The organism is Stappia sp. ABD4_338 (assembly GCF_056312175.1).
Genome location: NZ_CM149982.1, coordinates 3,475,706 through 3,487,749, shown reverse-complemented (window position 1 = coordinate 3,487,749; position 12,044 = coordinate 3,475,706). Strand labels below are relative to the sequence as shown.

The window sequence follows — 12,044 nt, the reverse complement described above, 5'->3', positions numbered from 1 at the left end:
CGGCTCACTTGATCTTGAGCTTGGCGACCTTGCCGGTCGAGGCGTCGACGTAGACCTCGCCCATCTTGCCGTCCTTGACGAAATAGACCTCGATCCGGCCGTCTTCCATTTCGGACTTGCGAACCTCGTACCCCATCTCCGTGAGGCTGGCCTTCACCGCGTCCATCGTGGTGCCGAGGATGCTGTCCATCGTCAGGTCGGCGGCCAGCGCCGGGGTGGCGAGGGCGACGGTGGTGGCGAGAATGACGAGAAGCTTGCGCATGGGACTTGTCCTTGGGTTGGTGCCCCCATGTGTCGTCCATGCGAGGAGACCGGGCGGCACGATGCGTTGGCCGGTCCGATATCGGGCCGGTGCCGTCGATCTGGCCCGGGCGGGATGCCTTGCGCCATTGGCGCGGCGTTTAGGAGGAGGCCCGTAAGCGTGTGCTTACGGGTCTGAGGCCGCCGTGGAACGGATCGGCGGCCCGCCGCGTTGGTCTGTGGGGCCACACCCTAGCGAAGCACCTTGCGACGTCGAACACGCAGGAGGTCGCCATGACCACCGGTTCCCCCACACGCAAACATGCCACCCTCTGGCGGATGGTGATGCCCGGGCATCTGTGCCCCTTCGGTCTCAAGTCGAAATGGCTGCTGCGGCACAAGGGGTACACGGTTGAGGATCATCATCTGACGAGCCGCGCCGAGACGGATGCCTTCATGCGCGACGAGGGCGTGGAGACGACGCCCCAGACCTTCATCGGTGGCGAACGTATCGGCGGCTATGACGCGTTGCGCGCGCATTTCGGCTATCGCGTGATGAAGGAGGGCGACACGTCCTATCGGCCGGTCATTGCGATCTTCGCGGTTGCCGCACTCATGTCGCTCGCGCTTGCATGGCTTGTGGAGGGCACGCTTTTTGTCCCGGGCGTGCCCGAGCGCTTCATTGCCATCTCGATGGTTCTCCTCGGACTGCAGAAGCTCCAGGACGTGGAGGGCTTCTCGACCATGTTCCTGAACTACGACCTGCTCGCCCGCCGCTTCGTGCCCTATGGCTATGTGTACCCTTACGCGGAAACCGGTGCCGGCCTGCTGATGCTGGCGGGGCTGCTGCCCTGGCTGTCGGCGCCCGTGGCGCTGGCCATCGGCACGGTGGGAGCGGTGTCCGTGTTCAAGGCGGTCTATGTCGAGCGTCGCGAACTGAAGTGCGCCTGCGTCGGCGGCGGCTCGAGCGTGCCGCTCGGCTTTGTTTCCCTGACCGAAAACCTGATGATGATCGTCATGGCACTCTGGGTCGGCCTTCGCGCGCTCGCCTGATCTGAAAGGCTTGCGCGATGTGACGTGGCATGTCCCGCGCGCCCCGCCCTGGGCGACTGTGGGGGCGACAGGGGGGCGGTCGCCGTCTGTCGAAAGCAGGGCATTTGCAACATGGAAATGGACGGGAGAACCTCTGATTCTCTCGTCCAAATTGCCTATGAAAGACAATTTCCGTAGCGCGAATATGGCGTTGCACACTGCATCAGAAAAACGGATTTGATAACTCGATCAGACGTCTATGATGATCGACGACGCTCTGGCCGGGGAGGGCCGGAGCCGAGGGAGGCTTGCAGAACATGCGATGACGTGCCGGCGCGGCTGCCATGTGGCCGTGAGCAGGGACACGCGTCTGCCGGCCGCCTTCAGGATCAAGACGGGAGGATGACGTGACCGGAGCACCAAAGGCTGCGGGCGGAGGAAGCAGTGCACGCTGGTTCGGCGCGGGATCGCGCAAGATCAGCCAGGAAGCGGTCGTGATCGCGATCTCGTGCGTCCTGTTTGTTCTCTTCTCCCTGTTCCTGAACAAGTTTCTCACGCAGGGCAATATCGTCACCCTGCTCAAGAACGTGTCGATCCTGGGAACGCTTGCCGTCGGCATGGGCTTCATCGTGGTCGGTCGCGGCATCGATCTGACCATGGTTGCGGTCATGGTGGTCGGCGTCGCGTTCAGCATCTGGCTGTCGACGCTGGGGGTGAACTTCACGACCGCGATTCTGATCGGTGCGGTGCTGGTCGCGCTGATCGGGCTATTCACCGGCATCATGGTCGCGGTTGCGGAAATTCCGCCGATCTTCGCCACTCTCGCGATTGCCTCGACGGTCTACGGAGCCGGCCGGATCCTGTTCAATTCGGACGTTCTCTACGCGCCGTCCGATGCGAAATGGCTCACCTTCGTCGGCGGCGGAAGCATCTTCGGCATTCCGGTTTCGGTCGTCGTCTTCGCGCTCGTGGCGTTTGTCATGAGCCTGTTCCTGAAGCGCACGCGGTTTGGCCGTTTCGTCTACGCGACCGGTGACAATCCGCACGCCGCGCGCACGTCCGGCCTGCCGACCCGGCCGGTCATCATCACCCAGTATGTGGTCAGCGCCCTGATCGCGTTCGTCGCCGGCATCATTCTCACCGGCCTGGTGACCGGCATCAACACGCGCCTCTACAACTCGACGCTGATCTACGACGTGCTGCTTGTCGTGGTGCTTGGCGGCATCGGCCTGTCCGGCGGTCAGGGCGGTGTCCGCAACGTGATCGTGGGCACGATCCTCGTCGGCATTCTCATCAATGGCATGACGATCCTGAACATCAGCTACACGAGCCAGAGCCTCATCAAGAGCGTGATCCTGCTGCTCGCGCTGGTGCTCGACGCGCTGATCAATCCGCGAGACGAGCAGACCTCGCAAAGCGGGGACATCTGAAGTCCGACCAGTTCAACAGCATGCATATGCGGGAGGAAACAAGCATGGGTATTGCAAGGAAGATGTTGTGGGGGGCCCTGGCGGCGGTAACCCTTTTCGCTCACCCCCAGGTGACGCAGGCGCGTGACATCGAGCAGATCGGCCGGTCCGCCTATCTCGAGGCGATGAAGGGCAAGAAGGTCATCTTCGTGCCGATCTCGCAGGGGTTCGACCTCAACCAGGCCTGGGTCGCGGTGTGGCAGCGTCATGCGGAGCGCTACGGCTTCACGCTCGAGGTGCGCGACCCGAACATGGACACGAATGCCGGCATTCGCGCGCTTCAGGGCGCGATCTCCGAGCGTCCGGATCTTCTGATCGTTCAGAACCCCGACGTGCAGACCTATGCGCGCATGCTCAAGCAGGCGCAGGCGTCCGGCATCCGGGTCATCCAGGTCAACATGCAGTCGGCCACCCAGACCGACAGCTACGTCGGCAACGACTGGATCGAGATGGGGCTGCTCGAGGCGCGCGAACTTGCGAAGGCCTGCACGGGGCCGGACGCCCCCTCGGGCAAGATCGTCTGGCTCGCCGGCGTGCAGACGGGCGCAGCCAACATCTTCATGCGTGCCGGCATCGACCAGGTCCTGGCGGAGAACCCGGAGCTCGAACTCGTCTCCGACCAGCCGGCCGACTATGACAGCGAGAAGGCCCGCCAGATCACGGAGACGGTGCTCCAGCAGCATCCCGACCTGTGCGGCATCATGGGCATCTGGGACAATGCCGAGGTTGGCGCCGGAGCCGCGGTCCTCGCCGCCGGCAAGCAGGACCAGGTGACCATCGTCACCAATGGGGCGGGCAGCGCGACGGGCTGCGACAGCATCCACAAGGGCCTGCTCGACGTGATCTACAACTTCAATGCGCCGATCCAGGGCGAGATCGCGGCGCAGCAGATCTCCGAGCTTCTGCAGCATCCCGAGCGTGAGGCCGGCGCGCAGAAGACGGTCTTCTTCGGCCCCGTGACCCGTGTCGACAAGTCCAATGCATCCGGCCGCAACTGCTGGAAGCTTGAAGACCTCAACTGAAGACGGAAAAGCACGGCATGGCCTTGTCTGAAAGCATCGTACGCTGGCGCTACCGGTATCTCCCCGACCATGTGGTCGGGGAGGTTCTCAGCAAGAAGTGGATCGACAGTGTCATCCCCTTCCTGGCGCTGCTGATACTGGTATCCCTGTTCGGCAGCATCGTGCCGCGCTTCTTCCATCTGACGACCCTGGCCGACCTGAGCGGTCAGGTGGCGGAACTCGGTCTCGTGGTCCTGGGGCTGACCATCGTGATGATGTCGGGCGGTATCGACCTGTCGGTCGGCTCGACCTTCGCCATCACGGTGCTGACCGCGCTGTACGGCATGAACGTCGGCCAGTGGGACTTCGGGACCGGCCTTGCCGCCACCCTGGGCGTGGGGGCGCTCTGCGGTGCGATCAACGGCTTTCTGGTCGGCATTCTCAGAATGCGGGCCTTCCTGACGACGCTCGTCACGCTGATCATATTCCGCTCGGTCTTCGAGATCGTCTTTCCCATGGTCTCCACCGACCTGGTGATGAATTTCCCGGATTCGCCCCTCTACGATCTGCTCGGCATCGGCAGGCTATGGGGCATGCCGGTCTCCTTCCTCGTCTTCGCCGTCATCGCCCTGGCCCTTCACGTGGTCCTGTCGCGCGGGCGCTACGGCTGGCGGCTGCTGGCGGTGGGCGGCGCGCGGCGCTCGGCGTACAACGCCGGCGTCAATGTCCGTTTCACCGTTTTCAGTGCCTATCTCGTCTGCTCGATGTTCGTGGCGCTCTCGGCGTTCTTCTTCTCCGCGCGCATCGGCAGCGCCGCCTCGGACGTCGGGTCCGGCCTCGAGCTTCAGGCGCTGACGGCGACCGTGCTCGGCGGCATCTCGCTCGGCGGCGGGCGCGGGTCCGTTTCCAAGGCGCTGATGGGCACGGTGTTCGTGCTGATCCTGTCGAACGGTCTCCTGACCCTCTCGGTTCCAGGCCCGGTCAACGACCTGATCCTGGGACTGGTGCTGGTCGCGGCGGTCTTCCTCGACGTGCGCTGGGTGAAGAACCGCCACAAGATCCTGCGCAGCGTCTACATCTCGCCGACCTACAACAAGATGCCGCCGGCGATCTCCACCGAACCGGGCTCCCCCATGGCGCCCAACGACAGGCTGCGTGACGTCGGCGTGATCGGCCTCGGGGTTCTGGACGGCGCCGAGGACGTGATCTTCGATCGCGACGACAACCTGTACACCGGCAGCCGGCAGGGGGACATCCTGCGCTGGTTTCCGCCGGACTACACCCGCCACGAGGTCTTCGCCCATATCGGCGGGGCGCCGATGGGCATGGTGTTCGACGAGGTCGGCAACATGGCCGTCTGCGTCGGCGGCATGGGTCTCTACCGGATCACGCCGGAGGGTGAGGTGAGCCTGCTCACGGCGGAGACCAACCGCAGCCTGACCTCGGTCGCCGATGACAGCTCGATGCGGCTTGCCGACGACTGCGACATTCTCCCCGACGGACGCATCATCTTCTCCGAGGCGACGGTGCGCTTCGAGATGCACGACTGGTATGCCGACGCGCTGGAGAGCCGCGGCAACGGGCGCCTGATCTGTTACGATCCCAGGACCGGGGGAACGCGGACGCTGATCAACGGCCTGGTGTTCCCGAACGGTGTCTGCACCTCCTATGACGGGGAATCCGTCCTCTTCGCCGAAAGCTGGGCCTGCCGCATCAACCGCTACTATTATGCCGGACCGAAGAAGGGACGCGTCGAGCGGGTGATCGAGGGCCTGCCCGGGTATCCCGACAACATCAACCGCGCCTCCGACGGCACCTACTGGCTCGCGCTGATGGGGATGCGCACGCCGGCGCTGGACCTCTCCCTGGAGATGCCCGGCTTCCGCCGGCGCATGGCGCGATGGGTTTCGGAGGACGCCTGGCTCATGCCCAACCTCAACACGGGCTGCGTGCTGCGGTTCAACGAGAAGGGCGAGATCCTGGAAAGCTTCTGGGACCAGGGCGGCCGGAAACACCCGATGATCACCTCGATGCGCGAGCACAAGGGCGTCCTTTATCTGTGCGGCATCTTCAACAATCGCATGGGCACGCTCACGCTGCCCGACGCCGATCCGGACTGGTGCGGTGTCGACACCTACTGGAGGAAGCCGTCATGACGTTCCTCGGAGGATTTCTCGATCGCCTGCTGGGGCGTGGCGACTGGTCGATCACGCTCCCGGTTCTGGACGGGCCGCTGCTGCCGAACCAGGCGCTCGAGGAGGCGGAAACCTTCGCGACCCTCGAGGCGGCCGACAATCTCGTCGCGAGCGGCAAGCACCTCTATGCCAGCTCCGGCAATTGCCTCCATCGGTATCCGGTATGGGGCGGTCCCGGAGAGGTGGTCGAGGACTACGGGCGTCGCGTGTGTGCGCTTGCCGGCGCCAAGGACATGCTCGCGGTGGGCATCGACGGATGCGGCGTGGTCATCCGGGGCGGGCCGCATGACGGAAGATCCTTTTCCGAAACCGAGGGGCGGAGCTTCGGGGCCGTCACCGCGCTTGCCTTCTTCGATGCGGACACGCTCCTGATGGCCAACGGGTCCGGGGAGGTCGGTGCCGGCGAGTGGCGGCGGGACCTGATGCAGAAGGGGAGTTCCGGCAGCATCTGGAAACTCGACCTGCGCACCGGGACGGTGCAGAATCTCGCCGACGGTCTGGCCTGGCCGGCGGGCATCGCGGTGACCGGTTCGAGCATCGTCTATCTGTCGGAGGCATGGCGTCATCGCATCCTCTCGCTCGACATCGCGACGGGAGAGCTGCGGCCGGTTCTCGAGCACCTTCCCGCCTACCCGGCGCGCATCGCGCCGGCGTACAACGCGGGCTACTGGCTCTCCTTCTATTCCATCCGCAATCAGCTGGTGGAGTTCATCCTGCGCGAGGACGGTTTCCGGGCCCGCATGCTGGAGGAGGTGCCGGAGCCGTTCTGGATGGCCCCGTCGCTGGCGTCTGGCCAGGATTTCCGCGAGCCGATGCAGGGTAGCCAGTTGAAGCAGATGGGCGTTCTCAAACCCTATGCGACGACCCGCTCCTACGGTCTTGTCGTTGCCTGCAACGCGCGGATGCAACCCTACGCCAGCTTCCATTCGCGCGCGGACGGAAGCGCGCACGGCACGGTCTCCGCTTGCGAGATGGGAGACGACCTCATGGTCGCCTCGCGCGGCGGCGGGCGGATCCTGCGCCTTTCCGCCGTTGCCGGTGGCAAGTCCGGGTGAGGGGCAGCGGATCATGACGAAAACGAGCGCTGCGAAAACCAACCGCGAGATTCCCGGGGAGGCGAGATGAGCGACATCGTCCGGTTGCGTGGAGCGACCAAGACTTTCGGCGGAAATTCGGCCTTCCGGAACGTGGACATCAGTCTGCGCAAGGGCGAGATCCACGCGCTGCTCGGCGAGAACGGCGCCGGCAAGTCGACCCTGACCAAGGTGATGGCCGGTGTGCACAAGCTGACGTCCGGCCAATTGCTGCTCGACGGCGAGCCCGTGGAGTTCTCCTCGCCCGCCGATGCCCTTGCCGCCGGCATCGTCATGGTGTTCCAGGAGACCAATCTCGTTCCGGCGATGACGGTTGCCCAGAATATCTATCTCGGCGAGGAAAAGGTCTTCAACCGGCTGCGCGGGCTCTATGTCGAGGCACGGCAGTTTCTCGTCGGCATGGGCTTCCAGGTGGACCCGACCGCCCAGGTGTCGACCCTGGGGGCGGCCCACAAGCAGATGGTGGAGATCGCGCGCGCCGTGCATCACAAGGCGCGGGTCATCATCTTCGACGAGCCCACGGCGACCCTCACGCCGGAGGAAAAGCGTCACTTCTTCAACCTGGTCGACCGGCTGGTGGCGAGTGGCGTGACCATTGTCTTCATCAGCCATGCGCTGGAGGAGGCGCTCGAGGTTTCCGACCGGATCACCGTGATGCGCGACGGCGAGATCGTCGCCAGCGGCGCGGCCGGGGAGTTCACCCGTGCCTCCATCGTTCAGGCGATGGTTGGTCGCAGCCTGACGGAGACCCTGCACGGCGAAGCCGCCCGCGCGCCCCGCCCTTACGGCGAAAAGGTGCTGTCGGTGGAGAACCTCTCCTATGCCGGGCTTGTCCGGAATTCGTCGTTCTCGGTCTTTGCCGGGCAGGTGACGGGCATGTTCGGCCTGGTGGGTGCCGGGCGCACGGAGATGGCCAAGGTCGTGTCCGGCGTCCTGAAGCGGAACCTCTTCCATGGCGGCGAGGTCCGCCTCAACGGGCGCTCCGTGCGTTACCGCGTCCCCCGGCAGGCCATGCTCGACGGCATCGTCTACGTGACGGAAGACCGCAAGCAGGACGGCTTTTTCGAGACCATGACCGTGGGCGAGAACCTGCATCTCGGCGAACTGTCGAACGGGTCCAATCCGGTCAGCGTCGTCTCCATGGCACGGGCGCGCAAGCTGGCCGCCGAGTGGGGCGAGAAGCTGCATCTCAAGTCGATCAGCGACCGGGCGCGAATGATCGAGCTGTCGGGCGGAAACCAGCAGAAGATCGTGATCGCCAAGGCCCTGATCCAGAAACCCAGGCTGATCATCTTCGACGAACCGACACGTGGCGTCGACGTCGGTGCCATCGTGGAGATTCACCAGCTCATCAGCGATCTTGCGGACCAGGGCATGGCGGTGGTCGTGATCTCCTCCTATCTGCCGGAGATCATGGCCGTCGCGGATCGCATCCTGGTTGCCAAGCGCGGTCGTATCGTGGAGGAAATGATGGTCTCCGACGCGACGGAGGAGCGGGTCATGTTTGCCGCGGTTCATTGACGCAAAGGCAAGCGGGAGACCGGATCGCGCCTGGCGCCGGCGGCTCGATACGTGGCGCCTGGCCAGGACTTGCATCCGCCGTGCGGAGCGGGCCTAATCGCACGTCCCACCTGACCGCATCCCGGGGTGCGGGCTCATGAACGAGGCATCCACGGCGTGAAAACAGCTTCGATCCGCAGTGTCGAAGCCCCTGGCCGGGCAGCAGCGTTGCAAGCCCTTGAAACACGGTTGGTTTCACGCAGTCTTGCGCCTCGTGTTCGGCCCGGCGAACAGGCAGGATGCGTCTTGCGTTGGTTTGCACCCTAGATGAGCAACATAAACCTGAAGCTTCTCCAGACGTTTCTGCTCGCGGCCGAGCATGGAAGCTTTCGCCGCGCGGCGGAAGAGAGCAATCGCTCGGCCTCGGCGGTCTCCATGCAGATCCGCGATCTGGAGGAACAGATCGGCATCAGCCTGTTCCTGCGCACGCCCCGTCGGGCGAACCTGACCCCGGAGGGGCGTATCCTGTTCGACCAGGTGCGGCGCGCCATGCAGGACGTGCAAAGCGGTCTCGACCGGCTGGCCGAGATCGCGGTGCAGCGGCAGGGCCGGGTCCGCATCGCCTGCGCGCCCACGCTTGCCTCCAGCCGCCTGCCGGACATTCTCGCCACGTTCAAGGTCCGCTATCCGCGCAGCACCGTCGAGGTCAAGGAGACCTCGCCGACCGCGGCGCTGGAGCTTCTGAAAGACCAGGAAGTCGAGTTCTACATCGGTCCCGAAGTGCCGCATCTGGCTGATTTCCAGTTCGAATCGATCATCGACGATCCGCTGATGGTCTGCATGCCACCGGCCCACGAGATCCTTGCGCAGACACTCACCTTGGCGGAAATCAGCAACGCGCCCCTGATCCTGCTGAACGACAAGACGGCGGTGCGCGGGCTGATCGACCGCATCATCGCCGATGAGGGAGTGGTGCTGGCTCCGCAGTACGAGGTTGAAAGCGCCCAGACCGCACTGGCGCTGGCGTCCGCCGGACTTGGCGTCTGCATCCTGCCGAGCATCGCGATCGGTGGCGGTCGTGAGGACGGCCTGCGCGTCGTGCCGCTTTCCCATCACCAGGCCCACCGGGCCGTCGGCATCATCACGGCGCGCGGCTATGTGCAGCACGGGTTTTCCGAGCAGCTCATGGCGCTGATCAGGACCAATCTTCGCGAGATGGCCTGACAGCATTCGCGCCGACGGGACGGTTCGGCGCATGGCCGGCAAACCGACAGGAAACCTCAAGGCCTGTTCAGATATTTCGTCTGTTCAGCCTGTGTTCCTCTCCGTATGCCTTGCCCGACCAAGGAGGACGACATCATGCGACTTGAAGGCAGGACTGCGATTGTGACCGGCGGTGGCTCCGGGTTCGGCGAGGGGATCGTGCGAAAGTTCGTCGCCGAGGGAGCCCGGGTCGTGCTGGTCGACCGCGATGGCGATGGAGCGCGCCGGGTCGCGGCGGAAGCACCGGACCAGATCGCACCGCTGGTGGCCGATGTGTCGCGGGCCGAGGGCTTCGCGAGCGCGCGCGACATCGCGCTGTCCCGCTTCGGCCGCCTCGACATTCTCGTCAATAACGCCGGCGTCGGTCATACGCCAAAGCCGCTCGACGAACTGGACGAGGCGGACTTCGACCGCATCGCCAACGTGAACATGCGCTCCATCTATCACGGCGCGCGGGCGATCGTTCCCCACTTCAAGGAAAAGGGCTACGGGGCGATCCTCAACGTGGCGTCGACCGGCGGTGTCTCGCCGCGTCCGAACCTGACCTGGTACAACGCCTCCAAGGGTTGGGTGATCACCGCGACGCGCGCCATGGCGGTGGAACTCGCGCCCTTCGGCATCCGCGTGAACGCGATCAATCCGGTCGCGGGCGACACGCCGCTGCTCAAGACCTTCATGGGCGCGGATACGCCCGACGTGCGCGAGAAGTTCCTCGCGACCATCCCCATCGGGCGCTTCTCCACGCCCGAGGACATGGGCAATGCCGCCTGCTTCCTGTGTTCGGACGAGGCGTCCATGGTCACGGGTATCGCGATGGAAGTGGACGGCGGTCGCTGCATCTGAGGCGTGACGCCATCAAGGACGCCTCCGGCAGGGGGTGTCAGCCGCGTGCGGCGACTTCCTGCCGGATCCGGGCGCGAAAGACGTCCGGCATCGCCCAGTTCGGCTGATGGCCGAGCAGCATCTGCAGGAACCCGGCGGAGAAGCTCGCGTTCTGCCGGGCGTTTTCCTTCAGCGACCACCAGTGGCGCAGGTCCTCGATGGCGGCGCTCGGCTCCGGCTCGACGCGAAACTCCTCGCGCGCCGCAGCGGCATGAACCGACAGGCAGAACAGCACGGCGACGTAGCCTTCCGGCCAGAAGGCGGCGGCACTGTCGGGCTCGGCCCTGGTCGGTGCCGAGACCGCGCGCAGCGGCATGTCGGCGGTCAACTCGCGGAGCATGATCGCCGCCGCGAAATCGAAGTACTCCTTGCGTGCCGTCTTGTCGGAGGGCTTCTGCTTTTCCACCGTCCTCAGCCAGCGCACGAAAATGCCGGCGAGCTTCGCGTCGTCGACGTCGAAGCGGCACCCCATGTCGGCGCCGAAGGCCTCCACGTGTCGGTGAAAGGCGGTGGTGAACCAGCGCAGGCGCCGGACCGCGATCCTCAGCGGTTCGTTGGTGCGCGGGAAGGCCTCCGGGTGACGCGGCAGAACGCGGGCGGTGTCAGACATGGGAGGCGAATTCCGTATAGAGCGCGGCGAGCCGGTCCGTGTCGCGCGCGGCGGTCGCCGCCGTAATGTCGTCGGCCAGCACCACCGCAAGGTCGGTCGCGGCCAGAAGCGCTGCCGCGTTTTCCTCTTCCCGGGCGCCGGATTGCAGCCACAGCATCAGGGAGAAGAGCGCGACCGGCTCCAGGGCGGCCGCCGGCACGCGGGTGTTCGTCGCACCGGAAAGTCCGCGCAGCGCGCGGGTCCCGATCATGGCGAGTGTCAGCCGCGCGGCAAGACGGGCCTGGGCGTTCGCGCTCCGCTCCTGCGGCTCCCGGATGTCCATCTGTTCGCCAAGGGACTGACGCTCGCCGGAACCGGCCACCGCTTGGGCGAAGGCGGAGCGCGCCGCCGCCTCGCTGACGAAGGCATCCTCCACGCCGAGACGTCCGAGAATGCTGCCAAGGGCCGGATAGGCTCCGGCCGCGAACAACGCGCCGTCGTTGCCGGCGGCCGCGAGATCGTCGAGAGAGGCGGGTGAGAGCTCGGTGCCGCCGAGCACTTTCTTTGCCAGGTCCGAGGCGATCCGGTCCGCGCCGCGCGCCAGATGCTCCGCGTCGCGCAGCACGCTTCCGGCAAGGTCGGCGGCCGGACGCGGCAGAACGTCGACGCTCAGCGTGTCGCGAAACGTCGCGCCGCCCCGGCGCATGACGTGGCGCAGCCCGCGCAGCGCCTCGCGCAGCGGCATCGGATCGGGTCGAAGAGGCGGATGGCTGGTCAAG

The 12,044-nt window shown here is 65.5% G+C and carries 11 protein-coding genes; 8 read left to right on the top strand and 3 right to left on the bottom strand.

The features are described from left to right. Nucleotides 1-4 precede the first annotated feature (4 nt). Nucleotides 5-262, bottom strand: a complete 258-nt coding sequence (locus tag ACYX4S_RS15635; protein WP_476360880.1) for a PepSY domain-containing protein — start codon at nucleotides 260-262, stop codon at nucleotides 5-7. Between the two features lie 272 nt (nucleotides 263-534). On the opposite strand from ACYX4S_RS15635, the gene ACYX4S_RS15630 reads away from it, so the two are divergent. The 8 genes from ACYX4S_RS15630 (at nucleotide 535) to ACYX4S_RS15595 (ending at nucleotide 10,637) form a co-directional block, all read left to right on the top strand. Then, the gene (locus ACYX4S_RS15630) at nucleotides 535-1,293 is read left to right on the top strand and encodes a MauE/DoxX family redox-associated membrane protein (RefSeq protein ID WP_476360879.1); all 759 of its coding nucleotides are present in this window, start codon (nucleotides 535-537) and stop codon (nucleotides 1,291-1,293) included. 386 nt (nucleotides 1,294-1,679) lie between these two features. Further along, on the top strand, nucleotides 1,680-2,702 hold the full coding sequence (locus ACYX4S_RS15625) for an ABC transporter permease (RefSeq protein ID WP_476360878.1): 1,023 nt from the start codon (nucleotides 1,680-1,682) through the stop codon (nucleotides 2,700-2,702). 44 nt (nucleotides 2,703-2,746) lie between these two features. Beyond that, nucleotides 2,747-3,763 carry a sugar ABC transporter substrate-binding protein gene (locus ACYX4S_RS15620; RefSeq protein ID WP_476360877.1) on the top strand — a complete coding sequence of 339 codons (1,017 nt, stop codon included), beginning with the start codon at nucleotides 2,747-2,749 and terminating at the stop codon, nucleotides 3,761-3,763. 17 nt (nucleotides 3,764-3,780) lie between these two features. Further along, the gene (locus tag ACYX4S_RS15615) at nucleotides 3,781-5,898 is read left to right on the top strand and encodes an ABC transporter permease (RefSeq protein WP_476360876.1); all 2,118 of its coding nucleotides are present in this window, start codon (nucleotides 3,781-3,783) and stop codon (nucleotides 5,896-5,898) included. Beyond that, nucleotides 5,895-6,992 carry a YncE family protein gene (locus ACYX4S_RS15610; RefSeq protein WP_476360875.1) on the top strand — a complete coding sequence of 366 codons (1,098 nt, stop codon included), beginning with the start codon at nucleotides 5,895-5,897 and terminating at the stop codon, nucleotides 6,990-6,992. Before ACYX4S_RS15615 ends, ACYX4S_RS15610 begins: the two co-directional genes overlap by 4 nt. 66 nt (nucleotides 6,993-7,058) lie before the next feature. After that, nucleotides 7,059-8,552 (top strand): sugar ABC transporter ATP-binding protein, encoded by a 1,494-nt coding sequence (locus tag ACYX4S_RS15605; protein ID WP_476360874.1) that lies wholly within the window; start codon nucleotides 7,059-7,061, stop codon nucleotides 8,550-8,552. A gap of 306 nt (nucleotides 8,553-8,858) precedes the next feature. After that, nucleotides 8,859-9,755 (top strand): LysR family transcriptional regulator, encoded by an 897-nt coding sequence (locus tag ACYX4S_RS15600; RefSeq protein WP_476360873.1) that lies wholly within the window; start codon nucleotides 8,859-8,861, stop codon nucleotides 9,753-9,755. Nucleotides 9,756-9,890: 135 nt separating this feature from the next. Continuing rightward, a complete protein-coding gene (locus ACYX4S_RS15595) occupies nucleotides 9,891-10,637 on the top strand; it encodes a glucose 1-dehydrogenase (RefSeq protein ID WP_422067726.1) in 747 nt (248 codons plus the stop codon). A 37-nt stretch (nucleotides 10,638-10,674) separates the two neighbouring features. Here ACYX4S_RS15595 and ACYX4S_RS15590 read toward each other — a convergent pair whose 3' ends face one another. Then, nucleotides 10,675-11,286 carry a hypothetical protein gene (locus ACYX4S_RS15590; RefSeq protein ID WP_422067727.1) on the bottom strand — a complete coding sequence of 204 codons (612 nt, stop codon included), beginning with the start codon at nucleotides 11,284-11,286 and terminating at the stop codon, nucleotides 10,675-10,677. Then, nucleotides 11,279-12,043 (bottom strand): hypothetical protein, encoded by a 765-nt coding sequence (locus ACYX4S_RS15585; RefSeq protein ID WP_476360872.1) that lies wholly within the window; start codon nucleotides 12,041-12,043, stop codon nucleotides 11,279-11,281. The genes ACYX4S_RS15590 and ACYX4S_RS15585 overlap by 8 nt, the downstream gene beginning before the upstream one ends. Between the last annotated feature and the right edge of the window lies 1 nt (nucleotide 12,044).